The sequence below is a fragment of the Gemmatimonadaceae bacterium genome (genome assembly GCA_036003045.1).
In the GTDB taxonomy this organism is placed as follows: Bacteria; Gemmatimonadota; Gemmatimonadetes; order Gemmatimonadales; family Gemmatimonadaceae; genus JAQBQB01.
Genome location: DASYSS010000014.1, coordinates 1 through 21,810, shown reverse-complemented (window position 1 = coordinate 21,810; position 21,810 = coordinate 1). Strand labels below are relative to the sequence as shown.

The window sequence follows — 21,810 nt, the reverse complement described above, 5'->3', positions numbered from 1 at the left end:
GACCGTTATGTGAGTATAGCCAAGGATCGCAATGCCGGCGACACGCACCGCACTCATCACGTTCCTTCTCAGCAGCGTCGCCCTCGCCGTTGCTCCAGCCCAGAGCTCTTCGAGGCCGGTGTCGCTGGGAGTCGAGGGCGGTTGGAGCGCCCCAGCCGGAAGCGCGCAAGCATTCAAGCGCGGCTATCAGCTTGGCGGGCTTGCCGAGTTTCGGACGCCGCTGGCTTGGATCGCCATACGGGTGGACGGCGGATATCAGAGCCTCGGTAGCACGACCGCTGCGGCGACAGATCTCGCCGGCAACGTTATCGCCTCCGAGCGAACCGTCAGCGGATTGTTTTCGGCATCGGCGAACCTCGCGCTCCGCGCTCCAAATCTCCACACGGCCGTGCGCCCGTACGCCCTCGTTGGTGTCGGCAGTTACTGGCTTCATTCGCGCAGTTCGCCTGCGTCGACGTTCACGCTCAACGAGCCGACTCGCTGGTTTAACGGCTCGGACGCGGCGGTTGGCCTGGAAGCGTCGTTCGCGCGCGTGGTGGCCTGTACGCAAGCACGCTATCAAAGCCTCGCAGGAACGCCGCTTCGCTTCGTTCCGATCACCCTCGGCCTGCGCTTGCCTTGAGCCGCGCGCTGGCAACTCTGCTCAGTCTCATCGCGATCAACGTGCGTTGTTTGGGTGCAACGAGAACTGTATCGGGAACTGCACTCAGGCGTTGACAAGATTCAATGCAGTGACGGTCGCCGGAGACGCGCACGTCTCTCTGGGAGGCTGGAACTACTACGCGCGCCTGGGCGTCGGCCCATGGTGGGGAAGGGACGAGGACCACGCCTCCACCGAGCGCGGCGCGCTCGTGACCATGGAAATCGGAACGCACGACGGCCGACTCGATGGGGGGATCGAGCAAAAGCGTCTCGAAGGGACTCGCGTCGGCGCGCTCCCGCTCATGAACGTGATCGCGCGCATATCTTACTGAACCTGCCCTGGCGCGCGGCGGATGGTTGCTTAGCGGGTGGACGCTATGCTCTGCCGCCGCGTGTCTCGACGAGCCGCATCGCCTTTTCGCTCACGAACTCGCGATCGTGAAACTTCGCGCCCCACGACAGTGGCGTCACGTCACGATACTCGTGCATCAATTCGTCGCCCACGAAGCGCAGCTGCTTGCGCAGCGAGACGCGCACGTTCGGGTCGGCGCCGTGATCGAGTAAGAGCGCCGCAAAATCGTCCGTTTTCCGCATGCGCTGCGATTGCGCGACGACACAGCCGAACAGCGCGGTGTGTCCACCGAACCCGTCCGCCCCCACCTCCGCGTGGGCATTCACGTCCACACCGTGGGCGAGCAGCCAACGCGCCATCGCCATCTCGTCGTAGTCGACGCACAGGTGGAGGAGTGTGGCGCCGCCGATCGGCCTGGTGTTGAGCGCGAGCGATTCGTCGGTGTGACATCCGATGGACTGGGGGTAGATCTCGGCGTGTGAGAAGACGCGCGAGAGGAGCTTGGGATCGCGGCCGAGGTGCGCCTCGAGCAAGTCGATGCGTCCGCGATGGAGTGCCATCGTGGGCGTGTCCGGCAGTTCAACGCCGTACTGCGCGAGCAGCTCCAGGCATGCGTGCTTTCCCTCGGGTCCGCGCACATACGTCTCGAGCACCAGCGCCGCTGGCGTGCCGCCGTCGTCGGGGACATACCGCGCGTCCGCCCCGTGCTCGAGCAGGAACGCCATGCCATTGGGGGTAAGAGTTTCGGCCGGCCCCAAGAGGGCGGTGGGCTTCGGCCGCGCGCCCATGGCGTAAAGCTGCTGCGCCGCAGCCAACTCGCCCTGGAGACACGCGCGATCGAACGCGTGATCGAGATCCGCGGCGCCAAGCTGGCGGAGCATCTCGATGATGCGCGTGCGTCCCAGGTTCGCCGCGTACGACATCGGCGGACCCCAGTTCTCGCCCACCGTTCCGCGTGCGGACTCGGTGAGCAAGCTCGGATGTTTGATCATGAGCTCGCGCAGTCGCGACACGCGGTCGTGGCAGATGGCGTCGGTCACCTCGCAGGCGAGGACGAGGCGCGGCCAGCTCGGGAGCCCGTAGCTGCGCGCGAGCGCGAGCTGCGCGTCGGCAAGCTTCGCGTCGGCCGCATCCGGCTGCTCCGGATGGTGTTGCTGAAGATCGCCGATCGCGTCGGGATCGCCGCGCCGAATGCCGCGGAGCAGATCCTTCGCCTGATTCTTGAGTTGGCGAAGGTTGGGATGGACGGGAAAGTGACGGTTGCTCATGACAAACCTCCTCGACGGAATGCCCGGAGTCCGCTCCATCGGGCGAAGGAGGTTCGTGAAGAACCGTGTCGTCTTCGAATTCTCTCAGGTGGTCTCGGGCCTTTCCGCGGACTGGCGGCGTCCTGCACGCCGTGCCGCTAACGTATGCTGCACGAACGCGTCGCGCCAATCGGGTATTGAACGCGAGCCAAGCGATGCGCATTCTCCACCGATGCACTTACCTCGTTTCCTGGCCAGTGTCGCCGTCATCGCTATGGTTGGGTGCGCCACCGTGGCGAATTCGGCCGGGCCGGCCAAGCTGAACACCGCCGCCGACGTCTGGGCGACCGGCACCGCGGTGCCCACGCTTCCGGGACATCCGGTCATTCCCGCAACGCCGCCGTCGACGCCTGCCAACAGTCCGCTGCTCCATCCCGAGGACCCGTTTTGGCTCGCGCAGGCCCCGGAAACGTTTCGTGTTCGCGTCGAGACGACCCGCGGCCCATTCACGATGGAACTCGTGCGCGCGCTCGCGCCGATCGGTGTCGATCACTTCTACAACCTCGTGCGCGCCGGTTACTACAACGATTCACGCTTTAGCCGGATCAATGCCGGCTGGATCGCGCAGTTCGGCATCGCGCGCGATTCGCAGGTGACCGTGACGTGGTTGAGCCATCCCATCAAGGACGACTCCGTGCGCGGGCACAACGCGCGCGGCACCTTCACCTACGCGATGCGCAAGCCGAACGACCGGACGGTCGAGATCTCGATCAGCCGGCGCGACAATCTGGTCCAGGACGGCCAGGGCTTCGCGCCACTCGGCACAATCGTTCAAGGGATGGACGTCGTCGACAGCCTGTACTCGGGCTATGGCGAGACGTCGGGCGGCGGCGTGCGCGCGGGCAACCAGGGTGAAGCGATCGTCGGGGGCAATGCGTGGTTCGACGCGCATTATCCGCGACTCGACCACCTCATTCGGATGACGATCGTTTCAGCCGCGCGCTGAACCATTGCTCTCCAATCCGGCGACGGGCCGCCGCGGCGGCCGGTGCGAGGTGTGGGCGCCCAGGCGGCGGTATCGGCGGCGCTCGCCGGACCGATCTTACCTTCGGCGGATTTGAGCAGCGTTGCCGGATCGTAGACCCGTCCGGCCTTGATGACGACGCGCGGATTGCGCACACGCTTGATGTCTTGCAGCGGGTCGCCGCGCAGGACGACGAGATCGGCCCACTTGCCGGCTTCGATCGTGCCGAGGCGGTCGCCAAACCCCATGGCCCGCGCGCTGTTGATCGTCGCGATCTTGAGTATCTGCCAGTTCGGGATGCCCGACGCCGAATACGCGTACATCTCACGCGCCGCGGAGAAGGGGGTGAACCACTCGCCCCAACTCGGGTGGTCGGTGCCGAGGGTCATGAGATCCCCGCCGCCGGCATCGAAGAATGCTTTGATCTCTTTTCGCTTCACGTAGTAGATCTTCTCGAACTGCTTGTTGTTGGTGCGGGGCGGACGCTTGGCGAGCACCTCGCGCATGTACGGCGTCAGGAAGCGGCGCTCGTCACCCGCGTAGTACTCGGTGAGGATGGTGTCCTTGGCGCCGTACATACCATAGGTGCTCAAGGTGGCGTCGAAGTACGCGTGATGCGTGATGAACAACGCGGCGATTTTCTTGAAGGCCGGCGTATCGAACGTCATGTCCTCGTACGAGGCGTACGCGGATTTGTCGGGGGTGAAGGCATCACCGCCCATGAAATGCTCGATGCGATCGATGCCCATGACGATCGCGTCGCGCGGATTGACGCTGCTTCGATTGCCGGAGTCGAGATGACCCGTCACGGTCAGTCCGTGAAGGTGCGCGCGCTCGATCACCGCCTTGAGCTCGTCGGGCGTAATGCCCTTGGTCTTGATTCCCTTGACCCCCAGCTCCGCCCAATGGTCGATCTCGGCATAGATCTGATCGCGGGTGATCTCGCGATTCCAATTCGGGCGCGCGGTGCCGAAGTACGGTCCGGAGTTCATGAGACGCGGACCGACAAGCTCGCCGTTGTCGATCTTGATGCGCAGGGCTCGCATGTCGTCCGGGTTCATTTCGCCGGCCGGGAATGTCGACGTGACGCCGTTGGCGATGAACAGCGGAGGATACGCGACCGTCTCGTCCTTTCGACCGGCGTTGAACAGATCCATGGCGTAATGCGCATGGAGATCGAAAAAGCCCGGAACGACCGTCTCGGTGTCGGCGACCTCGACGCGCTCTGCATCGGCCGCGGCGATCGACAGGTCGCCGCCGACGCGCAAGATCTTACCGGCGCGAATGAGAATTCCTGGGTTTCTCACGCGGGCGTTGCCCGTCGACGCAAACAGCCACCCGCCGGTGACGACGACGTCGCGTTCTTGGGCTGACGCAAGACTGGTGACCAACAACGACAGCAGCAGTGCAACGCGCTTGATCATGCTGAGACCGTCGCGAGGGAAGAGGACTTGACGACGGGTGACGATGGCGCGCGCGAACTTCGGTGTCCAGTTACCGGGGCCCTACTGGCCGGCAGTCCACCCGGCCTGAAGTTGGCTTCGCAGGCGCCACGGCAACGCGCGTTCTGGTCCGCCATCGGTAATCGAGAGCGCCGCCAGGTCGACGATGTCGCTGCGGACGTCTTGAACGACGCCGACCGGGGCCACACCGCCGAAGGCTCGTCCGTGAATCCAGTTGGTCAGCACGATCACGACGAGGTCGCGCTCCGGATCGACCCACATCGACGTTCCGGTGAAGCCGGTGTGGCCGAACGCGCGCGTCGACAGATATTGACCGCAGCTTCCATCTCCCGGACACGTTTGCCATCCGAGCCCGCGCCATCCAGGACCAGGCTTGGTGAACTCGCGAACGGTGCTGTCGGCGAAGAGTCGTGTGCTCCCCGCGACGCCTCCATCGAGCATGAGCTGAGCGAACACCGCGAGGTCACTCGCCGTCGAAAACAGCCCCGCGTTGCCCGCCACACCGCCCAGTGCGCGCGCGGTGGGGTCGTGCACTTCGCCGCGCGCAACAGTGGTTTCCGTGGGAGCGATGCGGCCGCGCAGCCAGGGCGCCGGCCGAAACATCGTCGAGCGCATGCCGAGTGGAGTGTAGACCGCGCGCTGAACGAACTGATCGAGCGGCTCGTGCGTGATACGCTCGACGACGAAGCCCATGACATCCATCCCGAGATCCGAATACTCGTATTCCGAGCCCGGCGCGCGAACGAGGCTGGTCGCCAGCACAGCTTCCCGCGCCGACTCGGAGCCGGCTCCGCTCTTCGGGAGATCACGTCCGGCCGGCAAGCCCGATCGATGGGTCAGCAGGTCGCGAATCGTGATTTCATTCTTCCCTCCGCCGCTGAACGCCGGCAGGTAGTGCGACACACGGTCATCGAGTCGCAGCTTTCCGCGATCGACGAGGACCATCGCCGCGGCGGTCGTGGCGACGACTTTCGTGAGCGATGCAAGGTCATACATCGTCCGCTCGGCATCGACCGCAACACCCGATTGCCAGTCGAGCGTGCCATAGCCGCGCTCCCAGACGACGCCGCCGTGTCTCGCGACGATCACCGCGGCGCCGGGGAAGCCGCCAGCACGAACGCCGCTGAGCACGACATCGTCGATCATCGCCAGTCGCGACGCGGACATTCCCACCGACTCCGGCGCCACCCGAGGCAAGGGCGAGCGTCTCTCTCCCGGCGGCGGACCAGTTCGCGCACCCGCGACGGCGCTGGGGACGGGCGCAGCTGAACCGAAAAGAAGTGAGGCGACAGCGAAGAAACGGACCGAAAGAAGCATCGAACGCCAGACGACTCAGACGGGGCGGTGGTTGCGCCGCGCCAACGTACCGAACGCGGTATCGGAGGATTCTAGTGTGCCACCTTGATACCTCGTATTGGTCATGAGGCTCCCAATCCGACGCCAAGCGAACTGCCGAGCTTGCTCATTAGTCCGGTATGCGATTCAGGGTAATCCGAGTGCCGAGGAGACCGAGGTGGCGGCTCGAGAGGCTGAGGACGGAAAGGCGGCGGCCTACTCGAGTGCGCACCCGACCTCGGGGGCCGGCCTCTCGTAGAGTCGAGCCCCGGAGGGCCTTCCCATTTCACGGGACTTTACTCGGGCCGCGACTGGCCGAAACTCCTAAGTGCGGACGTTATCTTCGCAGCGCCCGATCGTCGGGACGAGGCACTTCGGAAACGGTATGCACATGGCTGACGCTAAAGCGTTGTTTACCCAACGGTTCGATGCGGCGCGCATTGCGTTGACCGAAGGGGACGAGCCCGCCGCCGCCGAACGCCTTCACTCGGCGATAGTCGCGGCCCGCAGCGATCCCAGCCTTCGGCGGGAGCTCGCCATCGCCCTCTTCCAGCTCGGAAAGCTGTCGCGGAAGTTCGGCCGGGCAGGGGAAGCCGAAGCGGAGCCGCTCCTCACCGAAGCGCTCGTCATCAGCGAAAGACTCTTCGGCCGGGAAGACGCCGCACTCGCGCCGCTGCTCAGCGAGTTGGGCCGGCTGCACATTCATCGCTCGCAACACGCGCGCGCAGAGGACGTCCTCCAGCGCTTGCTCGCGATCGCACGCGGCGCGGGCGAGGAGAATGCCGATGTCGCCACCGCGCTCGCCGGCCTCGCCGTTGTGAAACGCAAACTCGGCGATGACGCCTCGGCGGAAGCACTGTTCAGAGATGCGTTGCGTATTCGAGAGACGGTGCTCGAGCCGAATCACATGGTCATCGTCGTGACCTTGGAGCATCTCTCCGAAACGTGCGCGGCGCGCGGGAACTTCGCCGAAGCGTTGGCGCTGCTTCGCCGCGGTCTGGCAACACGCGAGTTGGTGTTGGGTCCTGGCCATGCAACCGTGCAAGCCGCGCGGTCGCGCGTGACCGAGCTGGAACTGCAGGCCGCCGTCGCGGCCGACACGGCGTCGGTTTCCGTCGGGCAGGCCGCCGAGGCTGCGATAGCCTCGCTCAAGCGAGCGCTGTACCCCGCCGGCGATACGCCATCGACGGAGGTGCCATCATCGACCAATTCGAAGAAGCCGGAATTCCTCGGTGCGCCCAAGCTGCGACCGCTTCGCCCAGTCGCGCTTTCGCGCGAACGTGCGAAGACGCCGGCGGTCACCGCTGCGGTGGCCGCCGCCTCGTTGATGGCATCTTCGATACAGACGCCGTCTGCTTCCCAGATCATCATCTCCCCACCCGCGAGCGCTGGTCCCTCAGGGAGCCTCGCCGGTCGCGAATCGGTGGGGGGCGTGCAGCATCGCGATGCCGTGCTCGCGGGAGTCGCGCACAGTGATGTCGCGAGTGACGATGCCGCGGCTTCCGGCTGGCGACCAGCCGCACCGGTCCAAGCCGAATCGCCCGAGTCGGCGCGCAAGAAACGAACGGTATTGTATTCGTCCGTTGGAGTGGCCGCGGTCGCGATCGCGATGGCGGGGCTGCTACTGTCGCGCCCGGGCGCCAGCGGCGGCAGCGACCCCGTTTCCACGAAGACGAGCGCTGCGCAGCGCACCACCGCAGTCGTCGCCCCTGTCGTGCGGGCCCCGGCGACGAAGACCGGATCCGCCGCAACCGGCGCGGCGGCGGCCGCCGTGGTCGCCACGCGTACGGAGTCGGTCCCCTCCGCCAGCGCGCCCGCGCCCACCGCTCCCGTGGTCAAGCCGGAGCAGCAAACAGCGCCGGAGAGCGCTCCGCTCCGCCTGCCCCGTGTCGCCGTTCACCTGGCACCCATCAACGTCCCGCCCATCACCGTTCCGAACATCCCGGCGGCGCAGAGCGTCGACTCGATCGCGCGTCCGGCAACGGAGCGGCAGCGAGCGGCCGACACCGATCGGGCTGGAACGGCGGAGAGAGTCTCACCTCCCGCGCCGGCGGACGTCAATATCGCGGTCAGCCCTCCCAAGATCATCGGGCGCGTGCCCGAGCCGCGCTTCCCGGAGCCGCTGCTGCGCTCGGGACGCCGCGATGGACAGGTCGTCGTGCGCTTCATGGTGAACGAGTTCGGGAGCGTCGATGTCGCGAGCATGATCGTGGAGCAATCGGATCACGAGCTGTTCACGGCTGCCGTGCGCGAGATTCTGCCCCGCTTCCGGTTCGAGCCGGCCCGCACGCACGCACCGGAATCGAAGCCGGTTGCCTCGTGGGTGAGCGTGCCGTTTCGGTTTACGACGAAGAAATAGGGCGGAGGTCGTGGGCGGCCCAGGCAAGGCGAGACGTTCAGTCTCGTGTCGAGGAAATACTCGACGAGTGATGACCGATCGCGAGAGGAATACGCGGGCTCGACGACGGCGAGCGTGAAGTATCTGATGGCGGGCCGATGCTCTTGTCCGCGGGCGCTTCGCAACTCGACGCCGTCGCCAGGACCGCAATCATTGCGGTGCAACACCCCACTGCCAGCCTACCGTTCGTTGACATACCTCAATAGTTGTGGTATCGTCGCGACCTGTAGCCAATTCCTGGAACGCTCGATGGACTGATCCACGCACACGGGTCGCCGCGCGCGAGGTTCTACCGCCTGACACCTGTGGGCAGGAAGCAGCTCGTCGCCGAACAAGATGGCTGGGCGGACTACGTGGCGGCGGTCGGACGGGTAATGCGAGCAACGACGGAGCCGGCATGACGCAGGGCGACCCGAAGTGGCGGCGGTATCTACGCTTCTGGCGGCGCGATCTCGCGGGCGACCTCGATGACGAGTTGCAGTTTCACTTCGCCAACCGCGTCTCCGAGTTCGAAGCGTCTGGAATGCCTCGAGCTGACGCCATCGCGGCGGCGCGCGCGCGCTTCGGCGATTTGGAATCGGTGAGGCGCGATTTGGCTGCGATCGATACTCGAATCGTCCGGAGGGTCGAGATGCGACAATTGTTCCGGGATTGGACTTCGGACTTCCGATTCGCGGTGCGCTCGTTCAAGCGGGCGCCCGGCTTCGTCTTTACCGCGCTCGTGACGCTCGTCGTCGGTATAGCGGCTGTCACGACCATCTTCAGCTTCCTCGACGCCGTCTACTTTGCCCCGCTTCCATATAAGGACGCGAACCGCATCGTCGCCCTGAACGAAGTGCGACAGGGTGAGCCGTTTTCTTTCAGCGCGGTATCTGCGGACGCGGTTCGACTCATTCAGCGTTCGTCGCGCTCGTTCGAGCGGGTCTCGTCGTACCGGGATGCGTTCGGAGTGGCGTCAATCGGGACTGAACCCCGGCCGGTCGAAATCCTGCGCACCGACACAGCCTTCATTCCACTCTTCGACCTTCGACCTCAAGTCGGCCGGTTGCTAACGCCGGAAGAAATCGACGCAGGTGCGTCCGCGGTAATGATCAGCGATCAACTATGGCGAGACGCGTACGGCGGCGATCCGTCGGTTGTAGAGCAGCGGTTGTCAATCGATGGCCGCTCGCTCGCGATCGTTGGGGTATTGCCGCCCGGTTTCCGGTTTCCTCGTCAGACCGACGCGATCACCGGAATGGGGCGGAGCCTCGACACGGCGTCGAGCCACGAGCGCGACTACACAGTGCTCGCCAAGTTGCGCCCCAGCGTCGACCGGGCGTCGGCGCGTAGTGAAGTACGTGAGATCGGCAGGCGCCTTCGCGATGTCGACGCAACGGTGTTCGGCCATGCCCAGTTGGACGTGCAGAACGAGATGCTCGATCGACGGGCGCGACAGGCGTTGCCAATGCCCGGCGCGTTCCTCGGTACCGGCTTGCTGGTCCTCCTGATTGCCTGCGCCAACGTCGCCAATCTATTTCTCGCCCGAGCAGCGGAGCGGCGAGGCGAGATGGCCGTTCGCGCATCGCTCGGGGCAGGCCGCTGGCGGCTCGTGCGTCAGACACTCGCTGAGACCTTGCTCATCGGCGCGATTGCGGCGGGACTCGGGACAGCAGCGTCTGCGGCGCTGGTGCGACTCGGTCTTCACTTTATCCCGACACAGGGGTTTCCCTCGTGGTTCCATGTGTCGCTCGACGCCAACGTTCTCCTATTCGTAGTCGCCGTCACGGTGCTCGTCACCGTCACGGTCGGATTGACTCCAGCCCTCGAAGGATCGCGGTTCGATCTCGCGCGTGCGCTCAAGCGTGGGGGAGACGGTGGCGCGGCGCCGAGCGGGATTGCCCGCGCGAGCAGGCGCGGACTCGTCGTGCAGTTGGCGCTCGCGGCGGCGCTCTTCGTGAGCGCCGCACTCATCGTGCGCTCCTATCGGCGGATCGTGGCAGTCGACCTTGGCTATCCGGCCGACAAAATCGCCGTTCTAACGCCGCTCGTCGATCGCGTTCGGTACTCAGACTTGAACCAACTCATCGAGTTCGCACAGCGCGTCGCGGAGAGAACGGCGGCAATCCCCGGCGTCACCGCGGTTGCCCTGCACGGCCCCTTTGCCAGGCTTCGGTCCACGACCGACTCGACCTTGAGCAGGCATTCTGGAGCATCAGTCCCCGCGGTGCGGCGCTTCGACGGCCGACTCATCCCCGACGGTGATACGGTTCATGCGCTTCGCTCGTTCGACTATCAAGGAGTCGAGGTCGTCAGCGACGCCTACTTCCCGATGCTGAATCTCCGCCTGCGGAGGGGACGTTCGTTCGGCGCCGACGATGGCCCGGCCTCCACACCCGTGACGGTGATCAGCGCGCGGCTGGCTCTCGCACTGTGGCCGACGAGCAATCCACTCGGGCACACGATCCAAGTCGGCGCGACGGGAGACAAGCTCACGATCATCGGAGTCGTCGACGACGTTCGCAGAATGCGGGGCGGTAGCCGAGGGTTCACCGATGCGCCGCTGCTTACGCCATACGTATCGACGCGACAGGGACTCACCTACACGCCGGAACTGATTCTCACGGGCCGCGGCGACGTCGCGCCTCTCCGCTCGCAGGCCGTCTCGCTCGTGCGGAGCGAAGACCCAAACGTGATCCTGTCCACATTCTCGACGCTGGCGAGCCTACAAGGTGAAGCGCTTCTCGTCACGCGCGTCTTCGGTGGTCTCATCGTCGCGCTCGCTGCCGCCGCGCTCGGCCTGGCGATCGTCGGCATCTACGGCGTGATCGCGTTCGGCGTCGAACAGCGTACTCGCGAGATCGGAATCCGCATTGCGTTCGGCGCGACGTCGGGCGACGCGGTGCGCATGATCATGGTCGACAGCGTGCGCTTCGTCGCGTATGGCCTCATCGCCGGTGTCGTTCTCGCGATCGCGCTGGCTCGGGTGATTAGGACCATGCTCTTCGGAGTGTCGTCCGTCGATCCACTCTCGTACGGCGCAGTCTGCGCGCTCTTTGGCGCGGTCGCCGTTCTCGCGTGCTACTGGCCCGCCCGGCGGGCGGCGCGGATCGATCCTCTCGTCGCGTTGAGAACGGACTAGCTCGCCATCGCCACAGAGACGCGTGTAACACAGACGAGCACCATGTCCAATCAACTCCTCGGCACTGGGCCCGACATCCCTTGGGCAACGGCAAGGCGACGCCTCAGCTAGTTGCCATTTCTCATGGGGCTACGTCGAGCACAAAGCAACCCCAATCGTTCCCTGCTGTCGCGACGATGACCCATTGGCCCGCGCTCGGAAAGGATACCTCACTCGGATAGCCGTACAACGGCACCGACGGTCCAGTACCCTTTGCCAAGCCGTCTATGCGAAAACGGACCGAATCAGCCGGGCTGCCGATGCGAGCCGCCCGAACGACAAGCGGAGGTTTCTGTGACGAAGAGCCGTGTAGCGGGAGCCAGAGGACTTTGTACCCTTTGACCGCGTGAAACCCGCCCCATGACGCGTCGAGAAACCCTCCGCGAACGATAAAGTCACCTGAGCGCAAGGAGCCGTTCGGGGCCGAGGTGTACGCGGTGTACGACGCCGCGACCACGCAGCGTCGTTCGGCGGTTCCGCCGAACCGGGAATCGGTGAAATAGGATTGCTGGACCACCTGCGGAGCATCGTGCGCGAAGTCAGCCCCTTGGGCTTCGGCCTCTCGAATCGTCACGGGTATGTTCTGCGACACGACGACGTGCGTCAACGATGCGATCATCAACGCCGCAGCCAAACTGACCTTTCGCATGCCAGCCTCCATCGAAGGTCGGAGATCAAGGTGGCCGCAAGCACTGCGCCGCGCGCCGCGATCGGAGCCGTGACAGCCTCTGCGACTAGGACTCCGGCGTTTGTCGCGCCGTCACGATCATAGCGGACCGCGCCGTCGCTTTTGGCCACGGATGCCTCAGCTTTGCGGCCGATGAATCCATAAGTCATGTCCCCGCGCGTATTGAGAGCGTCCGGTTGGTGGTCAAGCATCGGTAAGGATTGGCGAACAGCGTTGAGTTTTGGGCCTTTCTGGGGTTCTGTATACGGCGCGTCAGTCTCGGTCGCATCTGTACCGCGACCGGCAAACATGGCCACGACTTCACGACGAATACCGATGAGCCGATTCGTTCCTGCTTTTCTTCCCCTGTTGTTACCGGCGACACTCGCTGCTCAGGGAACCCTGAGCGTGACCGTGTTCGTCGACCGGAACGGCAACGGCGCGCGCGACGCCGGCGATCGTCCGATCCCGGGAGTCGTGATCTCCAATCAGCGGGATGTCGCAACAACGGCCGCCTCAGGCGTCGCGCGGATCGAGCGAGGTCCGACCGGGATCATCTTCGTTGCCGTTCCAAACGGATACCGCAGCGTCGGCTCCTTCTGGCGCGCGCCGGCTCCGGCGGATTCTCAACTGATGTTCGCGCTGCAGCCGGCGCCGGCGCCGCGCACCTTCAGCTTCGTTCACGCGTCCGATCCTCACATCGAGCCGAACAACGTCGGCCGCACGCGGCGCTTCCGCCAGCTCGTCGATTCGCTACGACCCGACTTCACCATCGTCACCGGTGATCTGATCCGCGACGCGATGAGCCAGCAGGAGCCCATGGCCCGGTCGTACTTCGAGCTCTTCGACGCAGAGACCCGCGGGTTCGCGAAGCCGCTGTGGACCGTGCCGGGGAATCACGACCATTTCGGCATCATCCGCAGCCGGTCGCACGTGGCCGAGACGCATCCGCTGTATGACCGAGCGATGTATCGACTGTACCGCGGTCCGGATTACTACTCCTTCACCTATGGCGGCGTGCACTTCGTGGGGCTCAACACGCTGATGGCGGACGATTCGGCGTATTACGGCCGCGTCGACAGCCTGCAGCTCGCCTGGCTGCGGCGCGATCTGGCGACGGTTTCGCCGGGCGTGCCGATCGTGACGTTCAATCACATTCCGATGGTGTCGGCGTGGGAGTTGTTGGCGGGATTCGCGGACATGGCGCTCGTCTCATCGCTCAGGCGGGTCGACGGTAAGACCACGGATCGTCACACCGTGGCGAACGTCTTGGAGGTCATGAGCGCGATGCGCGGACACCCTTGGGTGCTCGCGCTCGGCGGACATATGCACGCCGCGGAGAAGCTGGTCTTCCAGACGGAGGGAGTGCCGACCCGTTTCGAGCAGGCCGCCGCCGTCGTCGGCGCAAACGGGGGCGATGATTTGATCGCACCATCGGGCATCACGCTCTACACCGTGCGGAACGGCTCGATCGATGCCGGGCGCTTCATACGCCTCGACCCGCCGCCCAAGCCGTAGCGCGAGCCCGAAGCGGGGCGTCGGTGCTGGGATTTTGCGCGAACGGCCGCCTCGATGGGCGGCCGTTCGTGATTCTCTCTCGTTGAGCGTTGCAAGGATTGGGCGCCAACGGTGTCGTCGCGATCACGACGAAGAAGGGCGGAAGGCCGTGAGGCGCGTTCCGCCGATCGTGTAACCGACGGCCATGGCTGTCGCCGCCCTGCTCATCTACTGGGGCGGCGACAATCGCGTTATTTCGCGAGATCGATCACCCCTTCGAACGAGCCGGACGACAGCAGCGTTCCCAGATCGAGGCGCCTGATCGAAGTCATGACGCCGGTGGCGCTGGCGAACCGGCCCGTGCCACCCGTGATCGTTATGGTATCGGTGATCTCGGCGATGTCGCCGACGATCACGGCCCCGCCCGATGCGCTGCCCGTGAGCGCAGCTCCGTCCGCGGCCGTGTACGTGACGCTTCCAGTTCCGACACCCGTGACGAGAGACGCGACTCCGTCATCAACGAACGTGAACCGACCAAGGTGCGAAGCGACGCCCACTCCGCTCAGGTGCACGACGAGGCTGTTCGTCTCCGCTTGGTAGGTATCCGTCTCCGAGCTCTTCACAGAGCCGCGGATGGTCAGCGTCGTGGTTGTGCCGGACGCGCGTTCTCTCGTCGGCAGTTGCGGGCTGATGGGCGAAACGGGATCGCGTGATGCATCGGAGCCACAAGCGGCGATGCCAAGCATCAGTAAGAGGACGAGCGTCTGGTGATGTCGCATACGATTCTCCGAATGGGGTTGACGTTGGCAGCGAGATCCTATTGCCGGGCCACTGGGCCAGGCGTAGGTTCGGCCACCGGCTAGAGTCGGCGCGGAAGCCGCATAAGCACACGCGCAGAACCAACCCGAATCGTGCAACGCACCGTGCCGTCACAGGATCACGCGGAGGAGATCACCGCTGCCCTGGCCATGCTGCGCCGAGGCGCGCCAGAAGGCATGGAGCGGTTGATTCCATTGGTGTACGCGGAGCTTCGGCGCCTCGCCCACTATCAGCTTGGCGCCGAGCCGGCTGGGCACACTCTTTCCACGACGGCGCTCGTCCACGAGGCATACCTACGGCTCGCCGAGCAGGATTCGAACTGGAGCAGTCAAGGTCAGTTCTTCGGAATCGCCGCGCGGGTGATGCGGCGGGTGCTCGTCGATTATGCGCGCCGCCATGGGGCCGCGCGACGCGGGGGCCCGCGACAAGAGCGCGTCTCGTTGGAAGAAGCGGACTCCGGAGGAGGCGACGCGTTGTCAGTCGCGGCACAGCGCGACGAGTTGCTCGCGCTCGATGACGCGCTCGAGCGCCTAGCCACGATGGACGCACGCCTGGCTCGAGTCGTCGAATGCCGATTCTTCGGCGGCCTTACCGAAGAGGAAACAGCCGAGGTGCTCGGCGTGTCGCGACGAACCGTGGCGAGCGACTGGGTGATCGCCAAGGGCTGGCTGTATCGCGCCCTCCACACCGACGACGTATGACGGATTTCCCGCGCCCGCTAGGTACGGACTCGCATCGATGGTCGAAGATACGCGAACTGGTCGAATCGGCGCTCGCATTGTCGCCGGAGATGCGCGCCGGGTTCATCGAACGATCGTGTGGAGAGGACAGCGCGCTGCGCGCGGCAGTCTCGTCGCACGTTGACGCCTGCGAGCACGCCGCGACATCCGCATCGTTCCTCGACAGGCCCGCCTCGGCGTTCGCGGCTGCTTTGCTCGACGGCAGCAACGCGCCGTGGACAACTGATGGCGTTGCCGAGAGCGAACCGTCCGACGGGGTCGCGACGCGATTGCGCGCGGCGCTGGGCGGTCATTACGAGATCGAACGTGAGCTCGGCCGCGGCGGTATGGCGGCGGTATATCTCGCTCGCGATCTCCGGCACGAACGCCGCGTCGCCGTCAAGGTGTTGAACCCGGCACTAGGCGTGGCGCTGAGCGCCGAGCGATTTCTCCGGGAGATCCGCGTCACGGCCGGATTGACCCATCCACATATCCTGCCGCTTCACGATTCCGGCGAGGTGGATGGATTGTTGTACTATGTGATGCCGTACATCGACGGCGAGACGCTGCGCGACCGCCTCGCGCGGGCGCCGGTGCCTATCGACGCGACGCTGCGGATGATGCGCGACGTGGCGAGCGCGCTCGGGTACGCGCATCGGCATGGCATCGTGCATCGCGACATCAAGCCGGCGAACATTCTGCTCGCTGATGACCACGCGGTCGTCGCCGACTTCGGGATCGCGCGCGCCGTCCGCCACGCACGTCAGCGGAGCGTCGTGGGCGCGCGCGATGCGGCGATCACCCTTACCGACATCGGCACGTCGCTCGGGACGCCGGCGTACATGGCGCCCGAACAGGCCCTCGGCGACGCTGCCGTCGACCATCGCGCTGATCTCTACGCGTTCGGCGTCGTGGCATACGAGGCTCTCGCCGGCACACATCCGTTCGGCTCGCGCTCCGGAGCCGCGATCATCGCCGCTCATTTGTCGGAGACTCCTCAGCCGATCGACGCGCGCCGCCGCGACCTTCCGGCCGACCTGGCCGCCGTCGTCATGAAGTGCCTCGAGAAGGATCCGGCGGCCCGCCCGCAGTCAGCCGACGAGGTCCTCGCCGCGCTCGACGCCGTCAGACCGACGCTCGGTTCATCGGCGAACATTGCGACGCGTTCGACGACGACTCGATGGACGTCGCGGCGACGACGGATCGCCGTGGGCATGGTCGGCCTTGTCGTCATCGCTGCCGCGCTCACCGTTATCATGCGCGGTACACGCCGTGGCGGTGCAGCGCCTCGCGACGAGGCGACGGCCGCTGCGGCGGCGATGCGGACGGTGGCGGTCGTTCCATTCGAGAACACGGATGGTGTCGCGGCCGACGAGTATTTCAGCGACGGACTCACCGACGAGCTGGCGCACGCCCTCGCGAATCTGCCCGGCCTTCGCGTCGCCGGGCGGACGTCAAGTTACGCGTTCAAGCACAAAGCGATCTCCGCTCAGGAAATCGGCCGCGCGCTCGGCGTCGGCGCGATCATCACGGGCGCGGTTCGCCGCGCGGATGATCGCCTGCGGGTCACGACGCAGCTCGTGAGCGCGGCGGACGGCAAGGTGGTGCTCGACAGCATGTTCGAGAGTCACTCGGGCGACGTTTTTCGCGTCCAGGACGATCTGACACGCGCTATCGTCGGTGCGCTCAGTCCCGCACTTGGCGGACACCCGGCCGCGGCGTTCGCCACCGCGAGCACGCGTGGAACGGCCGACACGGCGGCGTATTACCTCTACCTGAAAGGACGGTATTACTGGCTCGAGCGGGGCGCGGCGAACGTCGCGCGGGCAATTCTGTATTTCCAGCAGGCAACCGCCCGGGACTCGAGCTTCGCGCGCGCTTATGCCGGGCTGGCGCTGGCGTACGACGTTTTGAGTGCATACGTTGTCGATCCAACCGATTCGGCGACCGCTCTGACTGCCGCGAGCGCCACACGTGCCATGGAGATCGACTCGACGCTGGCGGATTCGCGTGTCGCGCTGGCCTTGGCGCTCGACAGACAGATGCGCTTCGGCGCCGCCGTCGCAAGCTATCGAAAGGCGCTCAGCATAGAACCGTCGAATCAGTACGCGCATCACGCCTTCGGAATGATGCTCGTCTTCACGGGGCACACAGACGAAGGCGTCGCCGAGCTTCGTCAGGCGACGCAACTCGATCCGCTGGCCAAATCAGCGGGAACCGCGTTGGTTCTCGGCTTCCTCGCCGCACGACGCTTCCCCGAGGCCTTCGCGGAGGCACGCCGCGTTCTCGCGTTCGATTCGACCTTCTCGCTCGGACTGCATGTGCTCGGCACCCTTCAGATTTTCGCCGGTCAGCCGGACAGCGCGGTGCAAACGCTCGAGCGGCATGAGCAACTGTACCCGGAACGTGGCGGCACACGTGCGCTGCAAGTTCTCGCCTATGCCGCGGCCGGGCGGTGGCGCGACGCCGGACGCGTTCGCGAGCAATTGCACGGTCCGGAGGGTGATCGATCGGATGGCGTCGAAGCGGCGTTCGCCGATTTGGTGTTCGGCGACCGCGAGCCCATCGTGCGTCTGCTGTCGACCGAGCAGGGCAGACGGAGCTGGCTCAATTTACTGAACGGGTTCGGCTGCAATCCGCTCATCGATCCGTTGTGGTCCGACGAACGCTTTCGCGCCGCGATGCACGATCTCGAAATCGAACGGTGTCCCCTCGCGCGCCCGTGGCCGATATCTCAACCGCCGGCGGGAAGATGACGGCCCATCCTTGATTCCTCTATAGAGAGAGGCGCGCCTACGACGCGCCCCTTCTGGCGGCGTCGGCGTTGCCGAATACGGGATCTCGCTGCGCGGACGGCGGTCCATCAGCGCCTTAGGCTCGCCCTGTGCCAACCTCGCTTGTGTTCATACATGAAGATCACTGGCACATCGAACAGTAGGTCCGCGGCAAGCTTTCCTGCCACGATGGCGAGCGTCGGTCCGCCTTGAGCCGGCCCGATGCGCAGCTTCTTCCGTTACGGCTTTCCGCCCTTCTTCGTGGTGATGACGATGACGCCGTTGGCGCCCTCGATTCCATAGAGACCGGCCTCAGAGGGCCGGAGGAGCTTGATGGTTTCGATGTCGGCGGGATTGATGCCGCTCAGAACGCCGGCGGTGCCGGGCCGGAACGGCAAACCGTTGAGCACGTACAGGGGCGGAGTCGCAGTCCCGTTGTACGACGAGCTCCCGCGTATTTGTACCACGATCTCGTCTCCGACCCGCGTGATCACCAGACCGGGAGCTTTCCGCTGCAGCACCACCTCGATCGGCTCATTGGGGTTTCGAAGGTCGGCCGCAGTAACCGTCGGTTTCGCGGCGTCTGGATCGGGCGCGGTCTTCGCCGGCGAACACGCGAGAACCAGCGTGGTCGCTGCGAAGGCTGCTGCGGCTCGCCACTCAATGCTCATCGCTGGCCTCGGGACATGGGAATCGAGAACGGTGATCCCTTGACTTACAACGTCGTGATTGGGAGAGGAAGTACTCGCCTGGGCCGGCCGCTTTCGCGCCGAGTCGGAAAGCGCTGAGCGATCGCGCGGCTGCTTCCGCGCAGCGTCAGACGCTCTTTCAACGGGATGGTGCGCGAGACGAGGGCGACGATTTCGCTAGCGAGATCGTCGAGGGCAGCCAGGCTCACCTGGCGCGCTTCAACGCGCGCTCAATCCGACTCGAGTCGTCGAAAAACGACCCGGTCGCCGCGACACCGAGCTTCGATGAGCCGGCGCCGCTGCCGTCGGTGAGAGAAGCGGCGCCCGCCGCTGTGCTCAACCCGTTCGAGGCGTACGCGCAGGGGGAAGACATTCTCGCCCGGCAGCTGTCCGCCATGAGCGCGGCGCGGCTGCGCGAGATCGCCGTCGCCCGCCGCGAAGCACACGGCGCGTTCTTCGAATTGCGGACGGCCGCCCGGCGTGCTCTCTTTGAGCACTCGCAGCCAAGAATTCTTGATTGCGAATCTCCCCGGCTCCCACCCACCCGAGATCCGGCCCGGCCGGCCTGTGTCCATGAAAATGAACGGCGTTCGCGTTGCACAACGCGGAGCTCTTCGCTCTGCGCCGGCGGCAGTCTTGCTCGCGCTCATCGGTGGCTGCGGAGGCGGTGACCCCACAGGAACTGGTGGAAGCACCGGATTTGTGGGCGATGGGTCCACGGTCACCATCTCGCCGGCGAGTCTCAGCGTCGTGCAAGGCAAGAGCGCGACCGCCACGGTCACGCTCGTGCGCAACGGCTCCGCGGCTCAGGGAGCAACGGTGACCTTTGTCATCCCGTTCTTGTCCAAGGGCCTCACCGCGGCATTCGATCCGCCCTCACTCGCCCCCGGAGTTTCCTCGACGACCGTCACGATTGCCGCTGCCAGCGACGCGGACATCGTGACGAGCGAGCAGCCCAATCTTGTGCCCTTGGTCGGCCATGATACGCTCGGCCTCAACGGAACAACTCCGTCAATCAATCTCGCCGTGCGGAACGGGCGGCCGGGCGTGGCCGTGTTGAAGGCAGGCTCCGGGACGGGGACCGTCACATCCAGCCCCGCCGGCATCAACTGTGGCGGCACCTGCAACAGCCAGTTCGACGCATTGACGCAAATCACGCTCACCGCGGCGCCGGCCGCGGGCAGCGCGTTCACGAGTTGGGCGGGCTTGTGCACAGGCACCGCGCTCACCTGCACGTTCACCCCGAACGACTTCGGCAACACCATCACCGCGACGTTCAGCTCGACGCTGCCGGCGATCGCACTATCCGTTTCGCCCGTGCCGGTGAGCGTGCAAGCTGGAGGGGCCAGCGCGAGCGCGACCCTCACGCTTTCGAGGATCAATGGATTCGCGGATCCGGTGAATCTCGCCGTGAGCGCGGCGAGCGGTCTCACGGTGACGCCAAACCCAGCGAGCGTCACGGGCACGACATCCACGCTGGCCGTCAGCGCGGCGGCGTCGTTTCCCGCCGGCAACTATCCCGTCACCATCACCGGCACGGGCACCGGTGTGACGCAGCAATCGACGACGTTCGCCGTGCAAGTCTCGCCGGCAGCCGGCGGCGGCGCGACGACGTTCAACTACGCGACCTGCGAGACGAACCAGATCCCGGTGTGGTTCGCGATCCAGAACGGATCGGGGGCGTGGACCCAGGTGACGCCGACGAACACCGCGTTCACCTTCACGATCAACTCCGTCGGCGCGATCGCCTACGTGCTCAAGAACGGCACGTCGATGGAGACGAGGGTGCTCTACGGCAACGCGGCCGAGATCGCAGCGATCGCGATCGCCAATCCGTGCGGCGGAGCGCCGACCGGCACGAAGCGAATCACCGGCTCGTTCAATGCAGCCGGCGACTCTACCAATATCGTGAACGTCGTCGTCGGCGGTGCGCAGTTCATCAAGCCGAACAACACAAACGGTTTCACGCTCACGAACGTGCCCAAGGGCGTGCGAGATCTCATCTCAGCGCGCGTTTTGGTCACGGCGCCAAACACGGATCGCATGGTGCTCCGGCGCGGCACGAACTACGGCAACAACGCCAACATTCCCACCATCGACCTGAGCATCAACAACACGACCGACGGATTCACTCCGGTGTTCGGCGGCATCGTGGTGCCGAATCTCGGAACGGACCAAGGCGAGTTGGACGCGTCGCTGATCACGGTGAACGGACCCTCGGAATCATATTTCTCGTATTCCGACGCTCCCCGCCCGGTCCTCGGCTTCCCGTTCATCGGATTGCCCGACACACAGCTTCAAGCGGGCGACTTTCACCAAATCTCCGTCTTCGCCGCGCCGTCGTCCGGTGGAACCTCATTCCGGTTCATACAGGCGATCCAACATACGCCGAGCGTGCAGACGATCTCGCTCGGACCGCAGCTCGGCGTCGCGACCAAGGTGACCACCCTCGGCACGTCGCCGTATCTCCGACTGCGTGCGCAGATCCCGACGCAATCGACGTACACTGCAGGCGCCGCCGCCGACTTTTTTCAGAATTCGAACTCCATATCGTTGCTCATGAGCGCGGCATACGCCGGCGCGGTGCCCGCGACATGGACGCTCGACATTCCGGATCTGACCGGTGCGGGCTACAACACGGCTTGGGCGCTCGTCAACGGAACGGGCGTTTCGTGGGACGTCAACGCGGTGAGCGGCAACGTTCTGCCGTTCATTGGCGGGAGCGCCGTGGACAACGCGCAGATCGTCGGAGCCGGAGCGGCGGATTCGGCGGGGACGTTTGCGTCGTCGTCGTCGCGAAGCCGACTCTTCCGGCGCCCACATCGCTGACCCGGGGAAGTCTCGGCGCAGTGCGTGCGGCGACTACACGCGCCGCGAGAACGACGCGTCGGGTACGATCGCGTACGGCATGTGGACGCCATCGCTTCCCGCCGAACGGCGTATGGAGCGACAGGCCGACGTCGAACGTGAAGTAGTTGACGCCGGTGCCCATGGCCGTCGGGGCGGCCAACTCTTCGCCCGGCC

The 21,810-nt window shown here is 65.5% G+C and carries 16 protein-coding genes; 9 read left to right on the top strand and 7 right to left on the bottom strand.

What is annotated here, in order from left to right; translation table 11 throughout:
* Positions 1-31 precede the first annotated feature (31 nt).
* Together VGQ44_01665 and VGQ44_01660 are read left to right on the top strand one after the other, a co-directional pair.
* Positions 32-622, top strand: coding sequence for a hypothetical protein (locus VGQ44_01665; protein HEV8445488.1), 591 nt, complete (start codon positions 32-34; stop codon positions 620-622).
* A 109-nt stretch (positions 623-731) separates the two neighbouring features.
* Entirely contained in the window at positions 732-974 is a 243-nt protein-coding gene (locus tag VGQ44_01660; protein HEV8445487.1) for a hypothetical protein, read from the top strand.
* A gap of 43 nt (positions 975-1,017) precedes the next feature.
* Here VGQ44_01660 and VGQ44_01655 read toward each other — a convergent pair whose 3' ends face one another.
* Positions 1,018-2,262: an ankyrin repeat domain-containing protein gene (locus VGQ44_01655; GenBank protein HEV8445486.1), complete on the bottom strand. Its 1,245-nt coding sequence runs from the start codon at positions 2,260-2,262 to the stop codon at positions 1,018-1,020.
* A 211-nt stretch (positions 2,263-2,473) separates the two neighbouring features.
* On the opposite strand from VGQ44_01655, the gene VGQ44_01650 reads away from it, so the two are divergent.
* Positions 2,474-3,247: a peptidylprolyl isomerase gene (locus tag VGQ44_01650; protein HEV8445485.1), complete on the top strand. Its 774-nt coding sequence runs from the start codon at positions 2,474-2,476 to the stop codon at positions 3,245-3,247.
* Here VGQ44_01650 and VGQ44_01645 read toward each other — a convergent pair.
* The 3 genes from VGQ44_01645 to VGQ44_01635 all read right to left on the bottom strand — a co-directional run bounded on the left by VGQ44_01645 (position 3,193) and on the right by VGQ44_01635 (position 6,970).
* Entirely contained in the window at positions 3,193-4,689 is a 1,497-nt protein-coding gene (locus VGQ44_01645; protein ID HEV8445484.1) for an amidohydrolase family protein, read from the bottom strand. The two genes, VGQ44_01650 and VGQ44_01645, sit on opposite strands and share 55 nt — an antisense overlap.
* A gap of 81 nt (positions 4,690-4,770) precedes the next feature.
* Positions 4,771-5,895 carry a serine hydrolase gene (locus VGQ44_01640; protein ID HEV8445483.1) on the bottom strand — a complete coding sequence of 375 codons (1,125 nt, stop codon included), beginning with the start codon at positions 5,893-5,895 and terminating at the stop codon, positions 4,771-4,773.
* A 505-nt stretch (positions 5,896-6,400) separates the two neighbouring features.
* A complete protein-coding gene (locus VGQ44_01635; protein HEV8445482.1) occupies positions 6,401-6,970 on the bottom strand; it encodes a hypothetical protein in 570 nt (189 codons plus the stop codon).
* On the opposite strand from VGQ44_01635, the gene VGQ44_01630 reads away from it, so the two are divergent.
* Together VGQ44_01630 and VGQ44_01625 are read left to right on the top strand one after the other, a co-directional pair.
* Positions 6,881-8,422 (top strand): TonB family protein, encoded by a 1,542-nt coding sequence (locus VGQ44_01630; protein HEV8445481.1) that lies wholly within the window; start codon positions 6,881-6,883, stop codon positions 8,420-8,422. The genes VGQ44_01635 and VGQ44_01630 overlap by 90 nt on opposite strands.
* Positions 8,423-8,858: 436 nt before the next feature.
* Positions 8,859-11,582 (top strand): ADOP family duplicated permease, encoded by a 2,724-nt coding sequence (locus VGQ44_01625; GenBank protein HEV8445480.1) that lies wholly within the window; start codon positions 8,859-8,861, stop codon positions 11,580-11,582.
* A 121-nt stretch (positions 11,583-11,703) separates the two neighbouring features.
* On the opposite strand, the gene VGQ44_01620 is transcribed toward VGQ44_01625, so the two are convergent.
* Positions 11,704-12,270, bottom strand: a complete 567-nt coding sequence (locus VGQ44_01620) for a hypothetical protein (protein HEV8445479.1) — start codon at positions 12,268-12,270, stop codon at positions 11,704-11,706.
* Positions 12,271-12,624: 354 nt separating this feature from the next.
* On the opposite strand from VGQ44_01620, the gene VGQ44_01615 reads away from it, so the two are divergent.
* Positions 12,625-13,806, top strand: coding sequence for a metallophosphoesterase (locus VGQ44_01615; protein HEV8445478.1), 1,182 nt, complete (start codon positions 12,625-12,627; stop codon positions 13,804-13,806).
* A 230-nt stretch (positions 13,807-14,036) separates the two neighbouring features.
* Here VGQ44_01615 and VGQ44_01610 read toward each other — a convergent pair whose 3' ends face one another.
* Entirely contained in the window at positions 14,037-14,564 is a 528-nt protein-coding gene (locus tag VGQ44_01610; GenBank protein ID HEV8445477.1) for a hypothetical protein, read from the bottom strand.
* Between the two features lie 132 nt (positions 14,565-14,696).
* On the opposite strand from VGQ44_01610, the gene VGQ44_01605 reads away from it, so the two are divergent.
* Both VGQ44_01605 and VGQ44_01600 read left to right on the top strand, forming a co-directional pair.
* Positions 14,697-15,305: an ECF-type sigma factor gene (locus VGQ44_01605; GenBank protein HEV8445476.1), complete on the top strand. Its 609-nt coding sequence runs from the start codon at positions 14,697-14,699 to the stop codon at positions 15,303-15,305.
* Positions 15,302-18,079 (top strand): protein kinase, encoded by a 2,778-nt coding sequence (locus VGQ44_01600; protein HEV8445475.1) that lies wholly within the window; start codon positions 15,302-15,304, stop codon positions 18,077-18,079. Before VGQ44_01605 ends, VGQ44_01600 begins: the two co-directional genes overlap by 4 nt.
* A gap of 257 nt (positions 18,080-18,336) precedes the next feature.
* On the opposite strand, the gene VGQ44_01595 is transcribed toward VGQ44_01600, so the two are convergent.
* Positions 18,337-18,768 carry a TonB-dependent receptor plug domain-containing protein gene (locus tag VGQ44_01595; GenBank protein HEV8445474.1) on the bottom strand — a complete coding sequence of 144 codons (432 nt, stop codon included), beginning with the start codon at positions 18,766-18,768 and terminating at the stop codon, positions 18,337-18,339.
* 720 nt (positions 18,769-19,488) lie between these two features.
* Here VGQ44_01595 and VGQ44_01590 point away from each other — a divergent pair.
* Positions 19,489-21,615: a hypothetical protein gene (locus VGQ44_01590; protein ID HEV8445473.1), complete on the top strand. Its 2,127-nt coding sequence runs from the start codon at positions 19,489-19,491 to the stop codon at positions 21,613-21,615.
* Positions 21,616-21,810: the final 195 nt, after the last annotated feature.